This is a genomic window from Streptomyces sp. NPDC004838 (genome assembly GCF_053600955.1).
The window spans coordinates 14088-38278 of sequence record NZ_JBSGAW010000003.1; the positions used below are offsets into that span (position 1 = coordinate 14088).

Here is a 24191-nt window from a genome sequence, read left to right on the forward strand (position 1 = left end):
GGTGGGTGCCGCAGCCTCGGTGTCGGCCTGTCCTGTACGGCAAGGGTGCTGCGACCGACCGGCTCGGGCTGCTGCCGATGGTGCTGAAGACCCTTGAGCGTCGGGCCGGGTGCATTCGATTCGATGGACAGCATCAGAGTTCGGTGACAGAAGTCACGATCCAGAATGCGCCGACCAGAATCGCCATGCCTCCCACGCCACGAAAGGTACCAGCGGTCGCTGTTCCCATCGGCATGAAGTCCCCGAAGAACTCCAATATTCTGGTGGCAACGTTTCTGAAATTACAGAGGAGGGCGAGTCCCGCGATTGACGCGAGCAGGCCAATCGAAATCGAAATCACGGACCGGCCTCCTTCTTTCGTTTGTGTCAGGTCAACGTCAGGTGGACCACGTTCCACTGCCTGTGCGGTTTCTGCGGCAGGATTCGTTCCCCGGTGCGGCCGGGTTCGCCTTCCGGTTTCGCGTGTCCAGGCGGCCAGGGCGAGCGGGCGCGGTCCTGGTGCGGTCAGCCGCCGAAGGTCCGGCGCAGGCGGGCGGTTTCAGCCCGTACCTCTGTCCAGGGAAAGGCTGCTGCGCCGGGACGTCCGGACGCCGGCTCGGGCAGATTGCCGTCGTCGAGAACGAATCGGACACCTTCGCTGCGCAGTCGTTCGACGCTCTCGCGGAACGGGCGGCGCGTGGCCAGCGCTTTGTTGGGCCACGGCGCGACAACGACCGGGCGTCCCAGGCCGATGGCCTCGTTCACCAGTCCGAGCGCGAGGGTGTCGGAGATCCCCGCCGAGATCTTGTTCACGGTGTTGAAGGTCGCCGGCGCGACCACCAGGACGTCCGCGGGCGGGAGGACGTCCGGTTCGTCCGGCTGCTTGTAGTCGTGCCGCACCGGGAATCCGGTCCGCTTGCGCAGTGCGTCGGAATCGACGAAGTCCCGCCCCTTGGGCGTGGTCACGACGCAGACTCTCCATGCCTGGTCCAGTGCCCAGTCGACGAATCGCGGCAGGTCTTCGGCGGGGTACCCGCCGCACGCCACCACGTACAGAACCGGCTCCCCACCGTGCATCGCCTGGCTCCTTCCGTTCGCCGGTCGGCCCCGCCGCGGCGCGGCAGCACAGCCATACTCAGGACGTCCGATTGTGTCACGGGGGAACGGAGCCGTGGATGATGCGCCGGCTGCTAAGCCGCATCTGGCCAGCGTGGTCGGGGAGCGGGTGGAGTGGCACCGGCGGCGGCGCGGGCTGTCCCGCCGCGAGCTCGGTGCCATGGTCGGTCACACCGAGCGCTGGGGCTGCCTCCTGGAGAGCGAGGGACGCGGAGCGCTGCGCCTTGCCGGACCGCTCCTTCGGCCGCTGCCCGCGTGCCGCCTGCGCGGCCTTCCGTGCCGGGGTCTGTCCCACGCGCGGATCGCAGAGGCCGACGTCCGGCAGGCGACGCGCGACGGGCGACCGGCCGTCGCTGTACTTCGACCACGGAGGCCAGACGCGGTGCCGTCGTTCAACGGCGCGCCCAGACCAACGATCAGTACCCTTTGTGCCCCGCCGGTGAGCGCGGGCGTCCTAGTGGTGAGAGGCACCGTCCTCCATCCGATCAGCGAGGAGCACCAGGCCGTGAACGTTGAGATCCCGCAGCACGTACGTGACACCGCCATTCAGCTCGGGGCGGGCGTCCCTTACGCCCTGAAGGTTCTGGCCGGCCAGTTGGCGGACGACCCGGATATGGGTCTGCCTTCGGGCCTGCCTGGCGTCTTAACCGTGACAGTCGATGGCGACCTGTTTGAGGACTGCCCGGCTCTGGTCATTGGCTACATCCGCGAGCCGGAGCGGATCGAGGTCCGGTACGTGAACCCGGCCACCTCGGCCGAGCACGCTGCGGACGTCCTGGACCAGGACCAGGACCAGGACCAGGACCAGGACCAGGGCGGGCCTGCCGACCCGGCCGCCGACGCGGTCACCGTACGAGAGATCGCCGATGCCTGGCAGCGCATCACCGGCTGGCTGAAGCACCACGCCCCCGACTCCTACGCTGCGCTCCGCGCTGGTGCCGGCCCCGCCGCCATCGCCGGCCTGGAAGACGATCTCGGCATCCGGATACCCGTTGAGCTGCACGCCCTGTGGCTTCTGACAGCGGGCGACGACGGGGGCGATGGCTGGGGATGTCTTCCGGGCAACAAGGCTCTGATGACCCTGGACGCCGTGGCCGCCGTCTACCGACTGAAGATGGATTCCCAGGCCCACGAGGACGCACTCCATGCCGGCCGCCCCGAAGTCGAACGGATCACTGTCTGGAAGGCCACCTGGATTCCCGTTGTGGCCTTGGGCCCGTCTGACAGGACCTCGGGCTTGTACCTGGACGCTGAGAGCGGCTATCTGGGCCGGTGGTCCCGCTACAACGAAGGCCCCGGTGAAGTACTCGACACCCTGGTCACCTACCTGGAGGAGGCTGCCGACATGCTCGAAGCCCCGGTCCTGGCCACGGGGGACAGGCCCGGTCTGATCGGCGGGGCGCTGGTGTGGCTCAGCAGTATCGACCCGGCACAGGAAGACCGGTGGCAGCCCCTGACCGGCTGACCATGCATAAGAACAGGGGGCCAGCCCCGCGGGCTGGCCCCTGCCGGTGTTCATGAGCCTGTCGCTCAGATTGCGTCAGCCGACCTTCCGCCACGTGCAGGTAGTCGCGGTTGACGGGCAGTGCTCGAACCCCGGAAGGGTCACGAAGAACCCGTCACCGTCCAGCATCCGCCAGCTCGGGGCCGGGAATCCACTGAACGCCATCTGGTTCTGCCTGCTCGGGATCGCGGCCCGCCCGCACCGCTCCGTCCCGCCCGGCCCGTTCGTCGCCGTGCGGGTGTCCGCGAGGACGCCGAAGTCCGCCGAACCGTCGCCCATCTTGTCGGTGAACAACTGGGCGCACTTGCTGCCCGACGTCACCAGGTTCACGCTCTTCGGGTAGCCGCCGGACTCGTGCGTCGAGGCCATCGCGAACTCGTCACAGTCAACCGTCCCCACCGACGCATCGGCCGGATGCACGCTCCAACCAGAGCTGGGACCACACACGACTGCGCGGCTGTTGTCCGACGTCCACGTACCGCCGGAGCTGTTCTTGACCGGGGTGTCCGGTCCCAGGTAGTGCATCAGCGAGTCCCACCGCGCCGAGCCGGCATGATCGGGCATCACCTGCTGCATGTACCAGTAGTATGCTCCGGCGGCCGGATACAGGTTGGTGTCCACCGTCCAGGTGGTCTTGAAGAACGGCAGCACGCAGCCCGGCGCCGAGCCCCCGACGATGTCGTCGCAGCGCGGCGCGAGTTCCCTCACCCGCACGTCACCGCTGGTGCCGAAGTCAGCCGTCGCCGTCGCGGTGGCGCTGGCGTCCACGGTCGCGGTCACCGACCAGCCCAGGTCGATTACCTCCTTGCCCGTGCCGTTCCACGTGGTCGATACCCGACCCCACCGATCGCCGTACGGTGGATCGAAGCCGTCCACGTTCCAGTACGCGGCCGGCCCGGCGGGGTTGTTCTGCGCGTCAGTCCATTTCACGTTCGACGTCACACACGACGAGCACGTCGACCCGATGTTCCACTTCATCGTGACGCCTTTGAGCGCCTTGTCGATCGAGACCGGCACGATCGCGATCTGCTGGTCGAACTCGGCGAAGTTCGACCCGGAGGCGCCCTTGTTCGGATACGCCTTGATGCGCTGTTCGAAGTCGAATTTGGCGAAGCCGATCGTCACATTCTGCCCCGTGTCGACGAACACCAGGTTTGCAGACCCGACGTTCTTCAGGCACGCCTCTCCCCGGGTCATGTAGTCCTTGCCCACCGGCTTGGCCCAGCACCAGTCGACCAGCTCCACAGCAGGCGCCGCCGCGGCAGGAGACTTGCCGACCTTGCCGGCCGTCGCCACCTGAGCCTCGGCGCGCTTCTTGGCGCGCGCCTTCGACTCCGCGGTGGGAGGAGACAGCTCGATGCAGATCTTGCGGCCCTCGGTGTCCGGCTTGCCGCAGGTACGTTCCTGCGTGGCCTTGCGCTTCACCGCACCGTTCGCGGCGAATGCCGGCAGGGCCGGCCCCGGATCCGACCGGTTGAACTCGATGATCTCCTGCGCGGTCGAGTTGATCGTTGACGAAGTCTGCGCCGCAGGGAACTTCACATACGGGTCGATGCGGAAGTCGGCCCACGGCGACCATGTCGTCTCGTACAGGCTGCCGTCGTAGGCGGAGGTACGGAACGTGTACAGCACCCCGGGCTTCAGCTTGCCGTAGGGCACCGGCACCTTCGCTATGCCGCCCGAGGCCACATACGGTGACACCAGCACACCATGCTGACCCGGACCATCGAGGTCGACCTGCGCCTTCGGAGTACCGTCCGCGTTCGTGGTGTACACCTGGAACGTCAGGTTCACCCTGTCGCCGTCCGCGTCGGTCACCGTGTTCCGCAGCACCACCTCTGGGGTGATGACCCGCCAGACAGTTCCCGCCTTGGAGAACTTGGGGCCGGCCGACGGGGTCCTGCCCGACACCGGCCGGTTGGCTGCCGCGGCAGTGACCGCCGGGTCCTCTGGTCCGGCCGCCGCCACTTCAGCCGGCGAGGCTTCCGGCCCTGACACCGAGGGAACAGGGGACGCGGCTGCGACACCCGCCCCCACTAATAACGTCAGCGCGGCAGCCCCAGTCGCATGTTTCCACGCTGACAGAATCAAACGTCTCATTCCTCACCCCAGTCTCGATAAACGGCATGCACACGTCACCCACCCCAGCACGCCCCTGAGCGACGGACCATGACCGGAATCACGGTTTCGCAAGCCAGGGTTTCCTTCAGGTCACAGGACCGCCCGAGGCAACGCCCGAGGCATCGACAGCGTCACGAAGACGTTCGTGGCGCCCCCGCCTTCCAGTCGCCAGCGCAGAACGGATCGACCTCAGCGACGGTGCCGCCATGCGCTACATCACCGCTGCCCATCCCGAACGCACGGCCAAGTCGCCCCGGTGAGACCTCGCTGCCATGACGAGGTCAGCGCGCGGCGGCCCCGACCGGTTCTTCCGAAGGCACCAGGCGAGGCACGAGGCGGACGTAGGCGACCATGCCGAGGACTTCGACCAGCGTCTGGGTGACCACGACGACCGCGGCGACGGCCAGCGAGTCGGGCAGCGCCAGGGCCAAGGGCAGGACGACGAGGGAGTTGCGGGTCGCCCCGGTGAAGACAAGTGCCCGGCCCGCGGGCGGGTCCAGCCGGAACAGGCGGGCCACGGCCTTCCCGGCGAACGCCATCACCAGGAGGAACGCCGCGTAGAACGGGACAACGGCGGCGACGTCGGTCAGGCTGTCGCCGAGCTTGGGTACCTGGGAGGCGACCACGACCAGCAGCGTGGCGGCCATGAGCGGCACCATCGTGGTGGTCGCCGCATCGGAGACCTTCTGTCCGGCCAGTCGGCGCGCGGCCCACGCCTGCAGGGCCCAGGCGAGGGCGAGCGGGATGACGATCAGGACGACGAACGCCTCGACGAACGGGCCCACCTCGACGATGTCGGCGAGCTCCGAGCCCATGAACAGGTAGAGGAAGCCCGGGAGCAGCAGCATCTGGGCGACCAGGAGGACCGGAGTCGCGGCCAGTAGACGGCGGCTGGAGCCGCCGGCGAGCCCGGAGAAGACGATCACGTAGTCCACGCACGGGCACAGCAGCACCAGCAGGACACCGAGCCGGACCGCCTGGTCGGCGGGCAGGAACGTGAACATCGCGGCGACGACCAGCGGCACCACCACGAAGTTCACGAGCACCGCGGCGGACAGGAACCGGCCGTCGCGCAGGGAGCGCAGCAGTTCGGCGGCCGGGACCTGGAGGAAGGTGACGAACAGCAGCGCACCGAGCACTGGGTTGATCGTGTGCTCCAGCCCCGGCCCGAGGCCGGAGGCCGTCCAGCCGAGCAGCCCCCCGGCGGCGAGCGCCGCCAGATAGATCGCGACCTGGTGGAGTTCCATCCGCTCGACCAGACCCTGCGGTCCCTGCTGCGACACCCGAACTGCTCCTTCGTGCTGTGCCGGCGGCCTCGCGGCGGCCGTGCGTTTCATCCTCACAGGCCACCGTGGCGGCCAGGCTGCGGCTCCCGCTCAGCGAGGGGCCTTGCGGCTGTCCGTGTCCGGGCGCGGGCCGAGGGTCGGCATGCCGAGGTCGGCCCGCGCCGGAGCGGTCCGGCAGGCTGCCGTCCGGCGCCACCGCCGCACGACCAGGACGCCCAGCCCGGCGGCGACGGCCAGCACCGCGAGGGCGGGCACCCACAGCGCTGCGATCGCGGAGGTGACGCCGATGCCGCCGAGAATGGCCAGGAGCGGGCCCGCGCAGCACACCGCGCAGGCGGCGATCGCGGCCGCGCCGGCGCCGACGGCACCCCACGGCCGGGACGAGCGGGAAGGGGGCGAGGTGGTCATGCGGGTACTCCGAAGAGGTCGGCCAGCATTTCGGCGGCGGACTCGGGTGCCCGCACCTCCAGCTGGAGAGCAGTCGGGGTCAGGTGCAGACGGAAGTCGAAGAACGCGCAGCAGCCCTGCTCGGCCGCGGCGAGGGCCGCGACCTCGCCGGCGAGCTCGGCGCCGGCGGGGAAGGACAGGCGTACGCCGTCGTTGATCTTCTCGCGTCCCTCGGCCTTGCCGGTCAGCTGCCGCCACTGCTGGGTGCGCTCGCCCAGCTCGGCGCCGCCCAGTGTGCAGGCCACTGGTACCTCCCGCCATGACTCCGTGGCCTGCTCGAGGCGGGTCGGTGACAGAGCGACCGGCACGGGCCCGGCCGCCGGGTTCGTGGTGCAGCCGCAGTCGGGACCGCACGCTCCTACGGGCGCGGGCCCGGACAGTTCGGCGTGGACACCGGCCAGGTGTGCGCAGAACGCGCGCAGCTCGGCGATGCGGCCGTCGGTCTGGGTGATCCGGTCGGCGACCAGCGGCAGCATCCTCGCCCGTACGGACGCGCACACCCCTTCCTCCCGGACCTCCAGCAGCTCGCGGATCTCCTCCAGGGCCAGGCCCAGCATCTTGGCCGAGGAGATGAAGGCCAGGCGCTCCACCGCGTCCTCGCCGTACACCCGGTACCCCGACGGTGTGCGGTCAGCGGGCAGCAGACCGGCGTCCTCGTAGAAGCGAAGCGTCGTGGCCGGTACGCCGGAGCGTTCGGCCAGTTGCGAGATGCGGTAGGTCGTCACGCCACCGAAGGTAAACCTTCAACCCGACTCGAAGGTCAAGTGTCGCATCGCAGCGCCCCAGGCACGGCACCCGGAGGGGGCAGGGATGTCGGTGATGTGGCCGACTTGGCGCAAGGCGTCGCGGACGGAGGATGCGGCTCGCTCGATGTCGCTCGCGCGGTGGGTGGTTCCGGTGAGGAGTTTTTGCTTGCTTCCGGGTTCTGGGGCCGGGCGGACGGGGCGCATGCACTGCACGCGTCGGCCGAGGGCAGGAAAGTCAGCAAAAGTCAGCAAGCGTTCTGCCACAGCCGACCACAGCGCAGACTGCCCCCGGGGGCCGGGTACAAGGTAAACGGCAGTCCCGGGGGCAGTCGCGCAGGCAAGCGGGACGAGAGAGCAACGCACCGTGGCACGTCACTTGTCCACCTCGACCGTGCCGTCGTTCAAACAGGTCAGCGCACTCTTCCTCGAGGCTTCAGCGGCACCGGCGGCAGCTCGGGGGCAGGCAGGGGGCCCCCGCCATATCCCCTCACCTCACCGAATCTCGTTCCTTCCATCCAGTCCTGGCGCGCCTGGACGATCTCCTCCTGGGTACGGCCGATCCAGTTCCAGAACATGATCAGCTCTTCTTCGAACGGCTCGCCCCCGAGCAGCATCAGACCGGTGTCGGACGCGGCACGCAGGGGGAGCTCTGCCCGGCCGCAGCCGAGGTAGAGCATGGAGCCGGGGAGCAGCGGAACCCCGTCGACATGGGCCTCGCCGGACATGGACAGGACGGCGTACTCGAAGTCGGGGTCGAGGGGAAGGTTCAGTTCCGCGCCCGCGGTGAGCTTCAGGTCGGCGCCGACGATCGGGGTGTAGGTCGTGCCGGGCGAGGCCGCGCCGTCGAGGGTGCCGAGGATGACCGTCGCGGTCAGACCGGGGGCCGTGACCGTCGGGAGGTCCGCATGGTGCTGGAAGTGCGGTTCCACATGGCGGTGGGCGTCGGGGAGCGCCACCCAGAGCTGGGCTCCGTGCAGGAACCGGGCGTGCGACTTGGGGCTCTCCTCGGAGTGGCTGATCGCCCGACCGGAGGTCATCAGGCCGAGTTCGCGGGGGCGGATGGTCGCGAGGCTGCCCGTGCTGTCGCGGTGCAGCACCTGACCCTCATGGAGCCAGCTGACGGTCTGGAGGCCCATGTGCGGATGCGGCGGAACCTGCATTCCGGGCTCGTCGGCGATGTCGTCGGGACCGTAGTGATCGACGAAACACCAGGCTCCGACCATACGGCGGCCGAGGTTGGGCAGCAGTCGGCGGACCTCGGTGGACTCGCCGAGCTGGACCTTGCGGGGGCTGAGAAGTTCGCGTACGGGCTCGGCGGCGACGAAGCCACGGCCGCCGCAGACGGAGAGCGCCGCCTGACGATCGAGATTGCTCATGGCGCTCAACCTATTCCTGTCGGGGCGGCGGAGGTCAGCCCCCACACGCCGGACGATAGTGGAATATTCAACTATCCGCCTCCGTTGAGGCGAATGCAAACGACCGGCAGTGATTCCGAAGACGGGTGAGACGAGTGAGCGAGACCTACTACGAGTTCGGCACCGCCGCCGAGCGGTGGGACCGTGCGCAGCTGTTCTTCGAGGCCAAGGAGTACCAGACGGCCGCCCGTATTCTGCGCGGGCTCGTCGCCGAGGCCCCGGAGCAGATCGCGCCGCGGCTGCTGCTCGCCCGTTCGTACTACCACTCCGCCCAGCTGGGCCGGGCCGAGACGGAGCTGAGCGCCGTTCTGGAGCTGAGCCCGGTGGAGCACTACGCACGGCTGATGCTCGGCCGCACCCTGGAGCGGCAGGGGCGGGCGGCGGAGGCGGCCCCGCATCTGCGGATGGCCGCGGCCATGTCCGGAGACTGACCGAGGAGCGAGGAGCGAGGAACAACGCCCGGCGGACGACGCGCGGCGGACGGCACACCGCACCAGGGGCCGTCCGCCCCTCGGTCGTGGACGGTGCCGGAACCGGCGAGGGAGTCGGAGCTTCCGGCACCGGGCGTCCGACGCCGGGGAGCGCCTCGCCGCCCGGTGCCGTACGCGGTCCGCATACGGGGAGGGTGGCGGGTCCCGCCGGGGTCGGGCGGGACGCCCTAGAGGACACGGGCGGAAAGCGGCGCGGCCGGCCCGCCGGCCGTCGGATCGACCGCGTGCCACCCGTTCAGCTCGGCCGTATGCCCCTTTTTTCGAAGACCAGCTGGCTCCAGGTCACTCCGTCCCGCCCGAGCTGATCCTCACCGCCGCCGTTGTACACCAGTCGCAGACCATGGGCCGCGGCGAGTTCCACGGTCTCCCCGGCCGGGACGTCGAACATCCGCCGGTCCCGCGGCGGCCTTCCGTGACGCAGGGTCAGAACCAGCCGACCGCCCGCCACCAGCAGGTCGTTCAGCCGCGCCATGGCGACCGGCCGTTCGTCCCCGTCCAGATGCATCCACACCGCGGAGAGCAGCAGCAGGTCGAACGTCCCCTCCACGAGGCTCAGCTCGGGCAGCGCGTCCGCGAGCCAGGTCACCTCCTCCTGGTGCAGCCGGACCGCGATCTCCCGCATCTGGTTCACCGGCTCCACGGCCGTGACCCGGTACCCGAGCCGCGTCAGCGCCGCGGCGTCCCGGCCGGTGCCCGCGCCGATGTCCGCCACTGTGGCGGGCGGTTCGGGCAGGCAGGCCAGTACGTCCCCGTAGACGGCGTCGAAGGCCACTCCCTCGTAGCGGCCCGCCAGCGCCTCCGCGTACTGCTCGTAGTACCACTGCACACCGGGCTGCGGCTCCGTGAACGCCCCGTTCATCTCCCATTTGCTGCTCATTCCCGCAACCCTAACGGGCCGTCGCCGACAGCCGGGACCGGCAAACGGCCTTTCAACACGCCCTGGTCCGTTGCGCGTTGAGCGGGACAAGGTGCCCGCGGCCGGGCGTACCGCTCCGCCCGGGGGCACCGCGCACAGCGGCGCAGGAGGCAGAGCGGCGAGTCTGAACGGGCGGAGGGGGACAGCGGTGCGGCGCGGAAGCCCGACGGCTCCGGAGACCTCCGGCCACGGCGGCGAGCCGCGCCACCGGAGGCACGCCGCCCGAGGCGCGTCCCCCCGAGGCGCGGCGGCGAGCCGCGGCGATCAGGCCGTCGCGATCCGCAGGACGAGCGTCGCCGCCGCGAGCAGGCCCAGGACGAGCGAGGGCGCGGTGAGCGCGAAGGCGTCCTTGGCCTTCATGTGGCTGATCACGGCTCCGGCCATCACCAGCACGAGTCCGGACGCCGCCGCGATCCCGAGGGGGGCCCACCACAGCCCGACCGCCACGCCCACCGCTCCGGCCAGCTCCAGAGCGCCGATCACCTGGTAGGTACGCGCCGAATAGCCCAGGTGCGCGGCGGACTCGAGCATCTTGGGGTTGTTGCCGGCCACCTTGCCGCTTCCCGCTCCGAGGAAGGCGAGCGCGAGCAGCGCGGACAGCACGAAGGTGGCGATGAACATGGCGGACTCCAGTGGACCGTTTGACCGTACAGATAGGGGCGGCGGATTTTGCCGCCCCTATGAATACCACAGGGGCTTACTTTTTCGCAGCCATCGGATTCGGCCGCTCCACGGTCGACCGAGGGCTGTCCCGTGATCCGTGGCGGGTCGGCGCGGGCGGTTCCGGATGCGGCACCGCTCGCGCACCCGGATGCGGTGCCTCGCCAGGCGGAGGGACGTTCGCACACCGGGCGTATGCGAAGGTTCCGACAGCTCGGCGCGGGGGCGCCTCCCGGGCCGCGAGGCCCAGGGGAAGTGCCGTGGCCGTCGCGGCGTGCCCGTCGGGGACGAAGGGACAACCCTTAGACTGACCGCATGAGCGAGGAGGGGTGCGTCGAGGGGAGCGGGGCGCACGAGCGTCTGACTCAGGTTTTCGCCCTGCTCGGGAAGCGCTGGACGGGGATGATCCTCTTCACGTTGATGGGCGACGGTCCGGTCCATTTCGCCGATCTGCGCCGCAGGGTCCGGGGCATCAGCGAGCGCATGCTGTCGGACCGGCTCACCGAACTGAGCGCCGCCGGGCTCATCGTGCGCGAGGTGGTCGAGGGCCCGCCGCTGGGCGTGCGCTACCGGCTCACCGACGCGGGAGCGGGCCTGGAGCCCGCGATGGCGGAACTCGGCCGATGGGCGGAGAAGTGCCTCAACACGCAGGCCGAGGAGCAGGTCGGAGGATCGACGGCGTAGGCCCGAGAGGGGCCACGGGATGCTCTCCCCCGGATTCGACGGGGTATCCACCCGCCCCGAAGCGGTACGTCTGTACCGCGTGGGGCAAGGCGCGGTCCGGCCGGGGGCATCGGCGATGCCGTGGACCTGTCGGCGGTGACCGGCGACAAGTGGGTGCCACGCGCACAGCGCTCCAGGGGAGATTCGCTATGGTGCGTTGCGCAGCTTGAGAAGGTAGGCCGCGGTAAGCGCGGTGGCGCGGTCTTCGTCATGTGACAGATCCGCGAGGGCACGTGACGTCGTGTTTCCCGGGATATCCGCGAGCGCCTGTGTCAGCCGTCGACGTGCGGACGATGCGACGGTGCCGTGGGCGAGGCGGTCGACGAGCTTGGTGGCGATCTGATCCGCGAGCGCGGGGTCACTCGCCAGCGTGCCCAGTGCGTCGGCAGCGTCGACGTCATTCGCACCCTCGACGACCATGTCGATGAGCGTCGGGACCGCGTCGGCCACTTCACGTGTCCCGAGCGCCAGAGCCGCGTACCTGCGGACCACGACGTCGGGGTTCGTGAGGGCGTCCCGCAGCACCGCGGTCGCCTCACGGTTCGGAATCTCGGCGATGGACCGGACGGCACGTTCGCGGACCTCGGCCATGGGTGAGCCGAGGCCCTCGGCCAGCAGTGCCGGCCCGTCCTCGCCCGATTGCGCCAGAGCCCAACGAAGGGCTCCGGCGACGTTCGGGTCCGGCTCGCTCAGCACGGCCTCGACCAGTACTTCCACCGGTACGGGAACCTCCTCGACCGAGGACAGGGCCGCGCGCTGCCGCGCCCCCGCGCTCTTCGACCCCAACGCGTGGAGGAGCGCGACGATCTGGAGGACGTCCTCCCAGTCGGCGGGTCCCGCGGCGCCGATCCGGCGGAGTCGCGTGAGCAGTTCCGTCTCCGCCGCGATGCGGTCTCGCGTCTGGCGGATGAGGTCGTCGACGAGCTCCGCGGGCGCGAAGCCGGGGTCGTCGAGTGCTCGGCCGACGTCGCGAAGCGAGAGCCCCAATGACCGGAGGCTCTCGATGTGGAAGATCCGCCGCATGTCCTCGCCGGAGTACTCCCGGTAGCCGGAGTGGGTACGCCCCGTCGGCCGCACCAGGCCGAGCGATTCGTAGTGCCTGAGCATGCGGGCGCTCACCCCGGACCGTCGCGCGACATCACCGATCAACACCGTCTTCCTCCGCTCCCGGCCGGCCGTCGAGGGCTACGACGCGCTTCGCCTCCTCGATCGCGAACTCGAATCCGGCATCCGGGTCGCGCCACAGCCGTTCCGTGGCGATGGCGTGCGCGCGCACGCGGGGGTCGGGATCCGTCGCCGCCGCGCTCAGTGTCGGCAGCATCACCTCCCCGAGCGCGATCAGCGCCCGGCTGAGGCTCAGCTGCGTCTCCCGCTCGCCGCGCCCGAGCCGCGTCGCCAACACTACGGCCAACCGGTGCTTCTCACCGTCGGGCGCGAGAAGGACCGCCGCCCTCCAGGCGGCCCGGGCCACCTCGTCGTCGGCGTCGCACAGCAGTTCCCGTGTGATCGCGGGCCACGCTTGTCGGTCCCCGATCTTGGACAGGGTGTGCAACGCCTGACTCCGTGCCTGCGCACGCTCCGCGCGGAGTTCGTCGAGGAGCTGCGGGACCGTCATGGACGCCGAGTGGCGGGTGAGTGCCCACGTGAGCATGTCACGAACGTAGAACTCGGGCTCGATCGCACATCGTTCGATGAGCTTGTCGATGAACCGCGGGTCAGGGGTCGTGCCGACCGCCAGCGCGGCCTGGAGCCGCACCGAGGAGTCGTCGTTCTCCAGCCCCTGGAGCGCTCGCATCATGTTCGTGTCCTCTTTCGCCATGGTCATGAGGCCCACCTCCTTGACACAGTGAAGACCTTGTCACTGTGTCAAGGTCAAGCGGAGCCGGGCCGAGGGACGGCCCGGCGACCTCACGCTCCGCGACGAGATGCCGTCCTCGTCACAGCCGTCGGCGAACGGCCGTGACCAGCGCGTTCCACGCGCTCCGGCTCGGGCCGCGCGGGCGGGGCCGCACGGCCTCGAACCGCGGCTGAGTTGCGCGGGCGGAGATATGCCCCACGCTGGTCAGTGGAGCAGGGCAGCGCACGGCGGAATGGAATGCCCCACAGGTGCCCCCGCCGGGACGGCGCAGCCGGCCGAAGCCACGGCGGCGACGCCGCGATCACCGTCGGCCGCTGACAGGAAGCGTGCTCGTGGATCGGCGGCTTGCGGTGGACACCCGGCCTCCGACGTCAGCGGGCGGATGAGCACCGCATCTCGTCGCGTGAGGGACCGCTGACGGCGCACGGTGCGGCGGAGCCCGTTGATCGATCCATCAGAAGCGCGAGTCCGATTCATCAGAAGCGCGAGTCAGGGAGAGTCGAGTATGACCAGCGAACCCATCCGCGATCCGGAGACCGACGAGCTGCTGACGCCGAAGAACTCCGCCCTGATCGTCATCGACTATCAACCGGTCCAAGTGAACTCGATCGACTCGATGGACCGGCAGTTGCTCGTCAGCAACGTAGTGGGACTGGCCAAGATCGGTCGGCTGTACGAGCTGCCGGTCGTCCACTCGACCGTCAACGTACAAACCGGGCGCAACAAGCCTCCGATACCCCAGCTGCGGCGAGTCCTCGACGATCTGCCCACGTACGACCGCACCTCGATCAACGCCTGGGAGGATTCCGCGTTCGTCGAGGCCGTGAAAGCGACGGGCCGCCGAAAGCTGATCATGGCGGCGCTCTGGACCGAGGCATGTCTGACGTTCCCCACCCTGGACGCGCTTCGCGAGGGTTACGAGGTGTATCCCGTGGTGGACGCGGTCGGCGGCACATCCCTGGCAGCGCACGAGACGGCGCTGCGGCGTGTCGAGCAGGCGGGAGCGCGGCTGATCACCTGGCCCCAGCTCCTGTGCGAGCTGCAACGCGACTGGGCGCGCGAGGAGACCGCCGAAGCGTTCATGAAGCTCTTCATCGAGACCGGCGGCACCGCCGGACTGCAGTTCGCCTACGACCTCGACGAACGCTGAACGCCCTTGGCGTGGTGACGCGCGTCCATGCCCGTCGCGCCCCGGCCGGCGGAGGGCGCCCGCCGCGCGCGACGGCCCTCCGCTGGGGGGGGCGTCGGCCCACTCCCCCGCGGACAGCGACCGCCCCTGTGACAGACTCGCGCCCATGCAGCCGGATCTTGTACTTCTGCGGGACCTGATCGAGGGGGCTCCGGCGATCGTTCCGCGGCCCGGCACGGGGAAGCCCGAGTCGGCCGTTCGCGCGGCGGAGTCGGTCGTCGGTCCGCTGTCCCGGTCGTACCGGTGGTGGCTGACCGAGTACGGCGAGGGGACTCTCGGCAGGCAGGAGATCGCCACCGCGGGGCCGCCCCACCACATCGCGGCGCTGGACCTCACCGACGGCTGGTCCGGCGGTGACCGGCTCTGGTTCCATCAGGACGGCGACTGCGGCGACGACTACTCCTTCGCACTCGACGCGCGCGACGGCGATGAGCACCCGGTGGTCCGGCGCGACGGCTTCACCGGAGAGGAGGAGCCCTTCGCCGACTCCTTCGCGGGATTCCTGACGGTGCGGACGGCACTCGCCGCCGGGCTCCGCGAAGGGCCGAACCCCGCCATCGCCCGTCTGTGGCGGTCGACACCGGGGATCCGCCTCCCCGACGGCATGGTGATCTACGGACCGCATCTCCTTCCCGAGCGCAACGACGCCCACGAGGTCCGCGCGCACGCGCCGCACTGGGTGCTGATCGGCGACGACGGCGCGGGCATCGGACTGTTCATGCGGCACCACGGCCGGGACCGCACCTCGGTGTACCGCCTCGGCCTGAACGCCATCGGGCAGGACATCGCACAGAGCGGTGAGCACCTGACCGAAGACCTGCTCGCCTGGATCGACGACGCCCTGGCCGGTGCGGCCTCCTCTTCCGTCTGACGGTGCCGCCACCCGGCCGGATCCCGGGCCGCGTGCTCACCACCGCTCGGCGTACCGGCGGATATTCGCTTTCGTTGTCGCCGGAAAGGGCTGAGACTCGTCTCATGACCGACATGGGATCGTTCCGGGAAGCGGTCACCGCCTGGGCGGCCGGCGGCCCCGGCGATCCCGCGCGCGAACTCGCCGCGCGACTGCCCGTCCGGACGGCCGTCCTGCTGGAAGGGCCGAGCGACGCCGCGGCGGTCAACGCGCTGGCCGCGCGCCGCGGCCGGGACCTGGAGACCGAAGGAGTCTGCGTCCTGTCGATGGGCGGTGCGATGAACGTCGGGCGCTTCGCCGGCCTCCTCGGGCCACCCGGCCTGGGACTTGACCTCACGGGACTGTGCGACGAGGCGGAGCGTCCCTACTACACCCGCGGCCTGGAGCGGGCCGGTGCGGCACAGCGGGAGTTCTTCGTCTGCGCGGCGGATCTGGAGGACGAACTCATCCGCACGCTGGGCGTGACACGGGTGAAGGAACTCGTCCGGGCGGAGGGCGACCTGCGCGCCCTCGAGACGTTCCTGCGCCAGCCGGCACAGCGTGGCCGCACGCCACAGCAGCAGTTGCGGCGCTTCCTCGGCACGAAGAAGGGGCGCAAGATCCGCTACGGCCACGTCCTCGTCGAGGCCCTCGACCCCGACCGCGCCCCCGCCCCACTCGACCGCCTGCTCACCAGCCTCTGACCGCCGGGCGGCGCCGACAGCCTCCAACGTGGTGTGCGAGCGGGCCGGCCGAAGCGCTGCAGAGCTGCCGTGGATCGGAGACCGGGCCACGGCCGCCCGGCTCGTCGCGGACCAGCAGCCCGGCCGAGACCACGGCCGGTCCGGGGAAGGGTCGGCCCCCGGATACCGGGACCCGGCCGTCGTGGTGAACCGTGGGCGGGCAGCGGGGAGTTGACCGTGTCCGGGGTTCTACACTGCGGTGCGTGCCCATTCCGGCTGCACCGCCGTTCCGGCGGTGCAGCCGGAATGGGCACGGTGAATGTGACGGGTGTGGCGGGGGTCCGGGACCGGGGGGTACCGGGCCGGGGGTCGTACGGGATTGGTCTGGGGGTGTTCGGGGATGGCCGTACGGGTGCTGGCGGGCCGGTACGAGCTGCGGGGGCTGCTGGGCCGCGGCGGAATGGGCGAGGTGTGGAGAGGCTTCGACACCGTCATCCACCGGGATGTGGCGGTGAAGCTGCTGCACCAGCCGTCCGGGGGCGTACCGGAGGAGACGGCGGCCGGGCTGTTCTTCCGCGAGGCCCGCACCGCCGGGGCCCTCTCCCACCCGGGGATCGTCACGGTTCACGACCTCGGGCGGGACGGGGCGGACGGGGACCTGTTCCTGGTGATGGAGCTGCTCCAGGGACGTGACCTGGCCGCCGTCCTGCGGCAGGACGGACCGCCGCCGGTGGCGACAGCGGTGGACTGGGTCGCGCAGACCGCCGACGCACTGGCCGCCGCCCACACGGCGGGGATCGTGCACCGCGATCTCAAGCCGGCGAACCTGTTGCTGACGCCGGAGGGGCGGATCAAGGTCCTGGACTTCGGGATCGCGCGCTACCTCTCCACCGTCACGGACGCCAGCCGGGTGATCGGATCCCTCGCCTACATGCCGCCCGAACGCCTCAACAGCAAGGTCGGCGACGGCCGCGGGGACCTCTACTCCCTGGGCTGTGTGCTGTACGAGCTGCTGACCGGGCGCCAGCCGTTCCACGGCCTGGAGTCCGTTTCCCTGATCGTCGCCCACATCGAGCGGTCACCCGAACCCCCCGGCACCCACCGCCACGGCATACCGTCGGCGCTCGACCGGCTCGTACTGGACCTCCTCGCCAAGGATCCCGGCGAGCGGCCGGCCACCGCCCGCGACACCCATACCCGCCTCCAGAACGCCCTCACCGCCGCCGGGGCCGAAGCGGCCGCCGGAACCGGTGCGGCCATGAGGCCGGTTCCCGGATCCGACACGCACCACATCGCGCCTGCCGTGCCCGTTCCCGTGCCGGGGGACACCGCGGTGCCCGGTTCCGGGGACGGCCCCGGCCCGGCAGCGGCCGTGCGGCACGCGAACCCCTCCCCCGCATCGCAGGCCCTGCCCATGGCCGCCGGGCCCCCGACCGCGCCGCCGCCCGGACCGGACCGCTCCGGACACCGGGCCGAGTCCCCCACCGCACCGCCCGCCGCACCGGCGGCCGGAGTACCCAGACGCGGACGTCGGCGTGCCGTTCAGGCGGCCGGACTCGCGGCCGTCCTGGCGACCGCCCTCACTCTCTACGCCACTTGGGAGGACCCCCCTCCGGACAACCGCGGCAAGACCCTCGACACGAACCGCTCCGCCGCCCGGTCCCCCACTCCGTCGGCGGCGCCGTCTCCGGCGAAACCCTGGAGCTTCACGACAGGCGGCCGCATCTGGTCCTCCCCGGCGGTGGCGGACGGATTCCTCTACACCGGCAGCAGCGACGGCAAGGTCTACTCACTCGACGCCGGGACCGGCACGATGAAATGGACCTACACCACCGGCGAGAACGTCGAGTCCTCCCCGACGGTGGCGAACGGAATCCTCTACGCCGCAAGCTGGGACAGGAAGGTCTACGCACTGGATGCCGCCACCGGACGACAGAAGTGGGCCTACACCACCGGCGAAGTCATCCGCGCCGCGCCGACGGTGGCGAACGGAACCCTCTACATCGGCAGCGAGGACAACAAGCTCTACGCACTCGACGCCCGGACCGGCACGATGAAATGGACCTACACCACCGGCGACGACATCCGCGCCGCCCCGACGGTGGCGAACGGAACCCTCTACACCGGCAGCAGCGACGGCAAGCTCTACGCACTCGACGCCCAAACCGGCACGGTGAAATGGACCTACACCACCGACGGCGGCATCCTCTCCTCCCCGGTCGTGGTGGGTGAAACCCTCTACGTCGGAAACCACGACGGCAAGGTCTACGCATTCGACGCGCCGACCGGGCGGACGAAGTGGACCTACGACGCCAACAGCAGCTTCTTCTCCGCTCCGGTGGTGGTGGACGGCACCCTCTACATCGGAAGCGACGACGGCAGGCTCCACGCGCTGGATGCCGCCACCGGACGGCAGAAGTGGGCCTACACGACCGGCGGCAACATCCGCTCTTCCCCGGCCGTGGCGGACGGAATCCTCTACACCGGAAGCCTCGACTTCCGAGTCCACGCGGTCGACGCCCGGACCGGCAGGATGAAATGGACCTACACCACCGGCGACGGCATCGGCTCCTCCCCGACGGTGTTCAACGGCACTGTCTACGTCGGCAGCTTGGACGGCAAGGTGTACGCGCTCGACGCGCTGACAGGGGCGGGGCCCGACCGTTCCTGAACAGCCGGGCCCCGTCCTGTCGGTACGCGCACCCCTCGCCCCGGTCGTCACGCTCCTCAGAGCGCGCCGACGATGTCCTCGACCCGGTCCTTCGCGTCGCCGAAGAGCATGGAGGTGTTCTCACGGAAGAACAACGGGTTCTGTACGCCCGCGTACCCGGAGGCCATCGAGCGCTTGAACACGATGACCTTGCCGGCCTCCCACACGGTGAGCACCGGCATACCGGCGATCGGGCTGCCGGGGTCCTCGGCCCCGGCCGGGTTGACCGTGTCGTTGGCGCCGATCACGAGGACGACGTCGGTCTCGGAGAAGTCGTCGTTGACCTCGTCCATTTCGAGCACGATGTCGTAGGGCACCTTGGCCTCGGCCAGGAGTACGTTCATATGGCCCGGCAGGCGACCGGCGACCGGGTGGATGCCGAACCGTACGTCGACGCCCTTCGCGCGCAGCTTCGAGGTCAGTTCCGCGACCGGGTACTGCGCCTGCGCCACGGCCATGCCGTACCCGGGCGTGATGACCACCGACCGGGCCGATCCCAGAAGCTCGGCGACGCTCTCGGCGCTGATCTCCTGGTGCTCGCCGTAGTCGACGTCCGAGCCCGAGGGCGCCTCAATGCCGAAGCCGCCGGCGATCACCGAGAGGAAGGAACGGTTCATCGCCTTGCACATGATGTAGCTCAGATACGCACCGGACGAGCCGACCAGCGCACCGGTCACGATGAGCAGGTCGTTCTCGAGCAGGAAGCCCGAGGCCGCCGCGGCCCAGCCGGAGTAGCTGTTGAGCATCGAGACCACGACCGGCATGTCACCGCCGCCGATCGACGCCACCAGGTGCCAGCCGAGAGCCAGCGCCACCACCGTCACCGCGATCAGCAGCCACAACGACGGCGCGGCCACGAACCACACCGTGAGGGCGATGAACAGGCCCAGCGCGCCGAGGTTCAGGGCGTTCTTGCCGGGCAGCGTCAACGGCTTGGAATCGATCCGCGCCGAGAGCTTCAGATACGCCACGATGGAGCCGGTGAACGTCACCGCGCCGATGAACACGCCGATGAACACCTCGGCGTGGTGGATGCCCAGCGTGCCGAGCGCGTCCAGAGCCTTCGCCTCGTGGCCGTCCGGGCGGTTCTCGACGTCGAGGAAGCCGTTCCAGCCGACCAGCACGGCCGCCAGCCCGACGAAGGAGTGCAGCAGCGCGATCAGTTCGGGCATGCCGGTCATCTCCACCCGGCCGGCCCGCCGCAGTCCGATCGCCGCGCCGATCAGCATGGCCGCGGCCAGCAGGCCGACGTCGGCGTAGCCGAGATCGTCGGCTGCCGCGAGCACGAGCGTCGCGACCAGCGCGACCCCCATGCCGAGCATGCCGAACGCGTTGCCGAGCCGCGCCGACTCGTGCTTGGAGAGTCCCGCGAGGGCCAGGATGAACAGCAGCGCGGCAATGAGGTAGGCCGCCTCGGCGGCAGTGGTCGCAGACATCTCAACTCCTGCTGAACATGGCGAGCATGCGACGCGTCACCGCGAAGCCGCCGACGATGTTGATGGTGGCCAGAAGGATCGCCACGAACGACAGCACCATCACGGCCGTGCTCGTCGAGTGACCAATCTGCAACATCGCGCCGACCACGATGATCCCCGAGATCGCGTTGGTCACGGACATCAGTGGCGTATGCAGTGCGTGGTGCACATGGCCGATCACGTAGTAGCCGATCACGATCGCGAGCACGAAGACCGTCACACGAGGCAGCAGCGCCGGCGGCGCGAACGCGGCGGCGAGGAACAACGCCAGCGCCCCGAGGGCCACCCCGCCGAACCGCTGCGTCGCCGTCATCGGCGCCTTCTTCTCCAGCGTCTTCTCCGGCCCCTGCCCCGGATTCGCCGACGCCGGGGCCGCCGAGACCTGCACCGGCGGAGGCGGCCACGCCGACTCGCCCTTGCGTACGACGGTGATGGAGCGCTGCACCGGGTCGTCCCAGTCCAGAACCAGCTGCGCATCCCGGTCCGGAGTCATCAGCTTCAGCAGGTTCAGCACGTTCGTGCCGTACATCTGCGAAGCCTGCGCCGGCAGCCTGCCCGCCAGATCCGTGTACCCGATGATCGTCACACCGTTCTCCGTGACGACCTTCTCCCCCTTCACGGTGCCCGCCACGTTGCCGCCGTTGGCAGCCGCCATGTCCACGATCACCGAACCCGGCTTCATGCCCGCCACCATCTCCTCGGTGATCAACCTCGGCGCGGGACGCCCCGGGATCAGCGCGGTGGTGATGACGATGTCGACCTCGCGGCACTGCGCGGCGTAGAGCTCGACCTCGCGCGCCTTGTAGTCGTCGCCCATCTCCTTGGCGTAACCCGTCGCCGAGACCTCGGCCTCCGGGGACTCGATCGACAGATACTCGCCGCCCAGCGACCGGACCTGTTCGGCCACTTCGGGCCGCGGGTCGGTCGCCCGCACGATCGCCCCGAGCGACCCCGCCGCACCGATCGCCGCCAGACCCGCGACACCCGCACCGGCGATCAGCACCTTCGCCGGCGGCACCTTCCCCGCCGCCGTGACCTGGCCGGTGAAGAACCGCCCGAACTCGTGTGCCGCCTCGACCACCGCCCGGTACCCGGCGATGTTCGCCATCGACGACAGCACGTCCATCGACTGTGCCCGGCTGATGCGCGGCACGGCGTCCATCGACAGCGCCGTGAACGGGCGACGGCCCAGCTCCTCGACCATGACCGGGTCGAACGCCGGCGCGAACAGCGCGATCACCGTGGCCTCCGGCCGCACCCGGTCCAGCTGCGATGGACTCGGGGCGTTGACCCCCAGCACCACGTCCGCCGACGTCGCGTCGCCGATGGTCGCACCGGCCGCCTCGTACGCGCTGTCGGCGAAGCCCGCCGCGACGCCCGCGCCCGAGTCGACGACCACGTCGTACCCCAGCTTGCGGATCGGCTCGACCGTGGCCGGCGTGGCCGAGACACGGTTCTCACCTGCCCGCGCTTCCATGAGGACTCCGACAATCACGAGTGTTCTCCGTTCGCTGCTGTTGCCGTCAACGGCCGGTCACTACCTTGACGCTGAACCGAGTTTTGGCCTCGATCAGAATCAGCCACTCCCACCTGGACCGGAAGCGCGCTGACAGCGATCAATGTCACACCCACCGACTTGACCTTCGCGGGCGGTCCGTGAGCCACGCCCACGAGCGGCGGAGCGCGGGCGACACGACGAGGCCGTACGCGGCCGCCGACCGCCGGGTGGAGGCGGCGCGGACGCGGTGAGTTCACGCCGGAGCCGGGGAGGTATCAGCCTGCCGCGGCCTCATGGCCGGTCCCCAGCATGGCAAGGACCAGGTTGGCGTAGCGGCGGCCGAGGCTGACGGGCGTGTGGTGCCCTCCGGGGGTGTACCAACGGCTGACGTCGATGCCGAGCGACACGATGGTGAGTGTCACCCCGTCGACGTCGTCGGTCCGGAATGCGCCACTGGCCGCGCCGGCCGCGATCTCGTCGCGCACCAGCCGCTCGGTGCGGCGCCGGAGCGTGACGATCTCGTCGCGGTGCTCCGGCGCGAGCGCGCCCAATTCGTACTGGACGACGCGCGCGAGCTGGTGGTGGCGTGCGTGCCAGGCGGTGTGGTCGTGCACCAGGGCGCGTACCCGGCCGACGGCTGTGCTCTCCTCCGCGAGCGCGCGCTCGACCGCGGCGAGCGCACTGCGGTGACCGGCCAGGGAGATCGCGTAGAGCAGTTCCTCCTTGGTACGGTGATGGGCGTATACGGCCGACGGGCTCAGGCCGGCGGCCGCGGCGATGTCGCGGGTGGAGGCACCGTGGTAGCCGCGGGCGGCGAAGGCGGCGAGCGCGGCCTCCATGATCCGGCGCGATCCCGGGCGTGCGTCGCCCCACAGGTCGTCGTGTACAGAGCTGGTCATCACCCGGCCATTCTCCCGGACCCCCGCCTCAGCTGACGGTGAGACCTCCGTCGACCGTCAGGGTGGACCCCGTGACGTAGCTGGAAGCGTCGGAGGCCAGGAAGAGCATGGCCGCGGCGAGTTCCTCGTGCTCGCCGGTGCGCGGAAGCGGGATACGGCCCACGACGTCGGCGATGAATCCCTCATCCTGGCGGGCGGTCATCTCGGAAGCGAAGTAGCCGGGGGCGAGGGCGTTGACCCGGATGTTCTTGCGATGGCTCCACTGCGCGGCGAGATCACGGGTCAGGCCCAGCAGACCTGCCTTGGAGGCGGAGTAACCGGCCTGGGGCAGGCCGGTGTTGACCAGGCCGAGGACGCTGGCGATGTTGACGATCGAGCCGCCCCGAGTCATCGCCTTCGCCGCCGCCTGGGACATCCAGTACGCGCCCATCAGGTTGATGTCGACAATGCGGCGGAAGTGCTCCGGCGTCTCCCGGCCGGACGGTATCGCCTCCGCGACCCCGGCGTTGTTCACCAGGACGGCGACCTGCCCGAAGTCCGCGGCGGCCTCCGCGACCTGCCGGCAGTCGTCGGGTGAGGCGACGTCGGCCCTGACGCACAGGGCGCGCCGGCCCGCCGCCTCGACGAGGCGGGCGGTGTCGGTGAGACGGTCGGCGCGCCGGGCGGCGAGCACGACGTCGGCACCGGCTTCGGCGAGGGCTTTCGCGAAGGCGACACCGAGGCCGGAGGAGGCGCCGGTGACGATGGCGACGCGGTCGTCGAGGCGGAAGCGGTCGAGGATGCTCACGATGCGGACTCCTGGGGATCAGATGGACAGGCCGCCGTCGACGGGCAGCACGGTGCCGGTGATGTAGCCGGCCTCCTCGGAGGCGAGGAAGGCGATGGCCGCACACATCTCGCTCGGGTCGCCGAAGCGGCCCATCGGAATGCCGGCGGTCAGCTCGGCGCGCTTCTCGGCGGGGATCGAGGCGACCATGCGGGTCTCGGCGTTGGGAGAGATGGCGTTGACGGTGACGCCGAAGCGGGCGAGCTCCTTGGCGGCGGTGCGGGTGAAGCCGATGATCCCGGCCTTGGCGGTGGCGTAGTTGGCCTGGCCGATGTTGCCGTGCAGTCCCGTGTAGGAGGTGACGTTGACGACGCGGCCGTAGCCCTGGGCGCGGAAGTGCGGTGTGCAGGCGCGGGTGAAACGGAAGGTGCCGCCGGCGTGCACGGCGAGCACGGTGTCCCAGTCGTCGTCGGTGAGCTTCCACAGCACACCGTCACGCAGGATGCCCGCGTTGTTGACCAGGATGTCGACGCGTCCGGTCTCGGTGACGGCCGTCGAGACGACCCGCTCGACGTCGTCGCCGTCGGTGACGTCGGCCGCGATCCGGCGGGCGTCGAGCTCGGGTGCGGCGGCGTCGAGTTCCTTCTCGTCGCGGTCGACCATGTAGACACAGGCGCCGGACGAGGCCAGGAAGCGGACGAGTTCGAGGCCGATGCCCCGTGCGGCGCCGGTGACGATCGCGGTGCGACCGCTGAAGTCGAAGGCGATGTTGCCCATCAGGTGCTCCAATCGGGAGGAAGGAAGAAGGTGACGGGTGTGA

General features: G+C 70.2%; 23 protein-coding genes. 7 read left to right on the top strand and 16 right to left on the bottom strand.

All coding sequences use genetic code 11. The features are described from left to right. Window positions 1-133: 133 nt before the first annotated feature. Together ACWEFL_RS04625 and ACWEFL_RS04630 are read right to left on the bottom strand one after the other, a co-directional pair. Window positions 134-340 carry a hypothetical protein gene (locus ACWEFL_RS04625; RefSeq protein ID WP_451707368.1) on the bottom strand — a complete coding sequence of 69 codons (207 nt, stop codon included), beginning with the start codon at window positions 338-340 and terminating at the stop codon, window positions 134-136. Window positions 341-504: 164 nt separating this feature from the next. Next, window positions 505-1056 carry a flavoprotein gene (locus ACWEFL_RS04630; protein WP_451707371.1) on the bottom strand — a complete coding sequence of 184 codons (552 nt, stop codon included), beginning with the start codon at window positions 1054-1056 and terminating at the stop codon, window positions 505-507. A 94-nt stretch (window positions 1057-1150) separates the two neighbouring features. On the opposite strand from ACWEFL_RS04630, the gene ACWEFL_RS04635 reads away from it, so the two are divergent. Beyond that, window positions 1151-2560, top strand: a complete 1410-nt coding sequence (locus ACWEFL_RS04635) for a hypothetical protein (protein ID WP_451707374.1) — start codon at window positions 1151-1153, stop codon at window positions 2558-2560. 75 nt (window positions 2561-2635) lie between these two features. Here the strand turns inward: ACWEFL_RS04635 and ACWEFL_RS04640 are convergent, their stop codons facing one another. From ACWEFL_RS04640 to ACWEFL_RS04660, 5 genes are all read right to left on the bottom strand, one after another. Further along, on the bottom strand, window positions 2636-4690 hold the full coding sequence (locus ACWEFL_RS04640) for a hypothetical protein (protein WP_451707377.1): 2055 nt from the start codon (window positions 4688-4690) through the stop codon (window positions 2636-2638). Window positions 4691-5001: 311 nt separating this feature from the next. Continuing rightward, complete coding sequence (locus ACWEFL_RS04645; RefSeq protein ID WP_451708088.1) at window positions 5002-5967, bottom strand: bile acid:sodium symporter; 966 nt, start codon at window positions 5965-5967, stop codon at window positions 5002-5004. A 129-nt stretch (window positions 5968-6096) separates the two neighbouring features. Beyond that, window positions 6097-6414 (bottom strand): hypothetical protein, encoded by a 318-nt coding sequence (locus tag ACWEFL_RS04650; RefSeq protein ID WP_451707380.1) that lies wholly within the window; start codon window positions 6412-6414, stop codon window positions 6097-6099. Continuing rightward, complete coding sequence (locus tag ACWEFL_RS04655) at window positions 6411-7178, bottom strand: heavy metal-responsive transcriptional regulator (protein ID WP_451707381.1); 768 nt, start codon at window positions 7176-7178, stop codon at window positions 6411-6413. Before ACWEFL_RS04655 ends, ACWEFL_RS04650 begins: the two co-directional genes overlap by 4 nt. Before the next feature lie 431 nt (window positions 7179-7609). Beyond that, window positions 7610-8575 carry a pirin family protein gene (locus ACWEFL_RS04660; protein WP_451707384.1) on the bottom strand — a complete coding sequence of 322 codons (966 nt, stop codon included), beginning with the start codon at window positions 8573-8575 and terminating at the stop codon, window positions 7610-7612. Between the two features lie 134 nt (window positions 8576-8709). Here ACWEFL_RS04660 and ACWEFL_RS04665 point away from each other — a divergent pair, with 134 nt between their 5' ends. Continuing rightward, window positions 8710-9045, top strand: coding sequence for a tetratricopeptide repeat protein (locus ACWEFL_RS04665; protein ID WP_451707387.1), 336 nt, complete (start codon window positions 8710-8712; stop codon window positions 9043-9045). A gap of 295 nt (window positions 9046-9340) precedes the next feature. Here ACWEFL_RS04665 and ACWEFL_RS04670 read toward each other — a convergent pair whose 3' ends face one another. Both ACWEFL_RS04670 and ACWEFL_RS04675 read right to left on the bottom strand, forming a co-directional pair. Continuing rightward, window positions 9341-9982, bottom strand: a complete 642-nt coding sequence (locus ACWEFL_RS04670) for a class I SAM-dependent methyltransferase (RefSeq protein ID WP_451707390.1) — start codon at window positions 9980-9982, stop codon at window positions 9341-9343. Window positions 9983-10285: 303 nt separating this feature from the next. Further along, window positions 10286-10642 carry a DoxX family protein gene (locus tag ACWEFL_RS04675; protein WP_451707392.1) on the bottom strand — a complete coding sequence of 119 codons (357 nt, stop codon included), beginning with the start codon at window positions 10640-10642 and terminating at the stop codon, window positions 10286-10288. Between the two features lie 354 nt (window positions 10643-10996). On the opposite strand from ACWEFL_RS04675, the gene ACWEFL_RS04680 reads away from it, so the two are divergent. Further along, on the top strand, window positions 10997-11365 hold the full coding sequence (locus tag ACWEFL_RS04680) for a winged helix-turn-helix transcriptional regulator (protein ID WP_451707395.1): 369 nt from the start codon (window positions 10997-10999) through the stop codon (window positions 11363-11365). Window positions 11366-11551: 186 nt separating this feature from the next. On the opposite strand, the gene ACWEFL_RS04685 is transcribed toward ACWEFL_RS04680, so the two are convergent. Both ACWEFL_RS04685 and ACWEFL_RS04690 read right to left on the bottom strand, forming a co-directional pair. Further along, window positions 11552-12556, bottom strand: coding sequence for a HEAT repeat domain-containing protein (locus ACWEFL_RS04685; protein ID WP_451707397.1), 1005 nt, complete (start codon window positions 12554-12556; stop codon window positions 11552-11554). Continuing rightward, a complete protein-coding gene (locus tag ACWEFL_RS04690; protein ID WP_451707400.1) occupies window positions 12543-13229 on the bottom strand; it encodes a HEAT repeat domain-containing protein in 687 nt (228 codons plus the stop codon). The genes ACWEFL_RS04685 and ACWEFL_RS04690 overlap by 14 nt, the downstream gene beginning before the upstream one ends. 538 nt (window positions 13230-13767) lie before the next feature. On the opposite strand from ACWEFL_RS04690, the gene ACWEFL_RS04695 reads away from it, so the two are divergent. The 4 genes from ACWEFL_RS04695 to ACWEFL_RS04710 all read left to right on the top strand — a co-directional run bounded on the left by ACWEFL_RS04695 (window position 13768) and on the right by ACWEFL_RS04710 (window position 18694). Next, window positions 13768-14412: a hydrolase gene (locus ACWEFL_RS04695; protein WP_451707403.1), complete on the top strand. Its 645-nt coding sequence runs from the start codon at window positions 13768-13770 to the stop codon at window positions 14410-14412. A gap of 145 nt (window positions 14413-14557) precedes the next feature. Next, window positions 14558-15322 (top strand): hypothetical protein, encoded by a 765-nt coding sequence (locus ACWEFL_RS04700; protein ID WP_451707406.1) that lies wholly within the window; start codon window positions 14558-14560, stop codon window positions 15320-15322. 104 nt (window positions 15323-15426) lie between these two features. Then, window positions 15427-16044 carry a TOPRIM nucleotidyl transferase/hydrolase domain-containing protein gene (locus tag ACWEFL_RS04705; RefSeq protein ID WP_451707409.1) on the top strand — a complete coding sequence of 206 codons (618 nt, stop codon included), beginning with the start codon at window positions 15427-15429 and terminating at the stop codon, window positions 16042-16044. 379 nt (window positions 16045-16423) lie between these two features. Next, window positions 16424-18694, top strand: a complete 2271-nt coding sequence (locus tag ACWEFL_RS04710) for a serine/threonine-protein kinase (protein WP_451707412.1) — start codon at window positions 16424-16426, stop codon at window positions 18692-18694. A 56-nt stretch (window positions 18695-18750) separates the two neighbouring features. Here ACWEFL_RS04710 and pntB read toward each other — a convergent pair whose 3' ends face one another. The 5 genes from pntB to ACWEFL_RS04735 all read right to left on the bottom strand — a co-directional run bounded on the left by pntB (window position 18751) and on the right by ACWEFL_RS04735 (window position 24148). Beyond that, window positions 18751-20169 (bottom strand): Re/Si-specific NAD(P)(+) transhydrogenase subunit beta, encoded by a 1419-nt coding sequence (pntB, locus tag ACWEFL_RS04715; RefSeq protein ID WP_451707414.1) that lies wholly within the window; start codon window positions 20167-20169, stop codon window positions 18751-18753. Window position 20170: 1 nt separating this feature from the next. Then, window positions 20171-21703, bottom strand: a complete 1533-nt coding sequence (locus ACWEFL_RS04720) for a Re/Si-specific NAD(P)(+) transhydrogenase subunit alpha (protein WP_451707417.1) — start codon at window positions 21701-21703, stop codon at window positions 20171-20173. Window positions 21704-21981: 278 nt separating this feature from the next. Then, window positions 21982-22605, bottom strand: a complete 624-nt coding sequence (locus ACWEFL_RS04725; protein WP_451707420.1) for a TetR family transcriptional regulator — start codon at window positions 22603-22605, stop codon at window positions 21982-21984. 28 nt (window positions 22606-22633) lie between these two features. Then, window positions 22634-23392 (bottom strand): SDR family NAD(P)-dependent oxidoreductase, encoded by a 759-nt coding sequence (locus ACWEFL_RS04730; RefSeq protein WP_451707423.1) that lies wholly within the window; start codon window positions 23390-23392, stop codon window positions 22634-22636. Between the two features lie 18 nt (window positions 23393-23410). Then, on the bottom strand, window positions 23411-24148 hold the full coding sequence (locus ACWEFL_RS04735; RefSeq protein ID WP_451707425.1) for an SDR family NAD(P)-dependent oxidoreductase: 738 nt from the start codon (window positions 24146-24148) through the stop codon (window positions 23411-23413). Between the last annotated feature and the right edge of the window lie 43 nt (window positions 24149-24191).

Coding starts and splice junctions, on each gene's coding strand:
- ACWEFL_RS04630 (WP_451707371.1), bottom strand. CDS start 1,056: ATGCACGGTGGGGAGCCGGTTCTGTACGTGGTGGCGTGCGGCGGGTAC.
- ACWEFL_RS04645 (WP_451708088.1), bottom strand. CDS start 5,967: ATGGAACTCCACCAGGTCGCGATCTATCTGGCGGCGCTCGCCGCCGGG.
- ACWEFL_RS04650 (WP_451707380.1), bottom strand. CDS start 6,414: ATGACCACCTCGCCCCCTTCCCGCTCGTCCCGGCCGTGGGGTGCCGTC.
- ACWEFL_RS04660 (WP_451707384.1), bottom strand. CDS start 8,575: ATGAGCAATCTCGATCGTCAGGCGGCGCTCTCCGTCTGCGGCGGCCGT.
- ACWEFL_RS04670 (WP_451707390.1), bottom strand. CDS start 9,982: ATGAGCAGCAAATGGGAGATGAACGGGGCGTTCACGGAGCCGCAGCCC.
- ACWEFL_RS04675 (WP_451707392.1), bottom strand. CDS start 10,642: ATGTTCATCGCCACCTTCGTGCTGTCCGCGCTGCTCGCGCTCGCCTTC.
- ACWEFL_RS04680 (WP_451707395.1), top strand. CDS start 10,997: ATGAGCGAGGAGGGGTGCGTCGAGGGGAGCGGGGCGCACGAGCGTCTG.
- ACWEFL_RS04690 (WP_451707400.1), bottom strand. CDS start 13,229: ATGACCATGGCGAAAGAGGACACGAACATGATGCGAGCGCTCCAGGGG.
- ACWEFL_RS04695 (WP_451707403.1), top strand. CDS start 13,768: ATGACCAGCGAACCCATCCGCGATCCGGAGACCGACGAGCTGCTGACG.
- ACWEFL_RS04700 (WP_451707406.1), top strand. CDS start 14,558: ATGCAGCCGGATCTTGTACTTCTGCGGGACCTGATCGAGGGGGCTCCG.
- ACWEFL_RS04705 (WP_451707409.1), top strand. CDS start 15,427: ATGACCGACATGGGATCGTTCCGGGAAGCGGTCACCGCCTGGGCGGCC.
- ACWEFL_RS04710 (WP_451707412.1), top strand. CDS start 16,424: ATGGCCGTACGGGTGCTGGCGGGCCGGTACGAGCTGCGGGGGCTGCTG.
- pntB (WP_451707414.1), bottom strand. CDS start 20,169: ATGTCTGCGACCACTGCCGCCGAGGCGGCCTACCTCATTGCCGCGCTG.
- ACWEFL_RS04725 (WP_451707420.1), bottom strand. CDS start 22,605: ATGACCAGCTCTGTACACGACGACCTGTGGGGCGACGCACGCCCGGGA.
- ACWEFL_RS04735 (WP_451707425.1), bottom strand. CDS start 24,148: ATGGGCAACATCGCCTTCGACTTCAGCGGTCGCACCGCGATCGTCACC.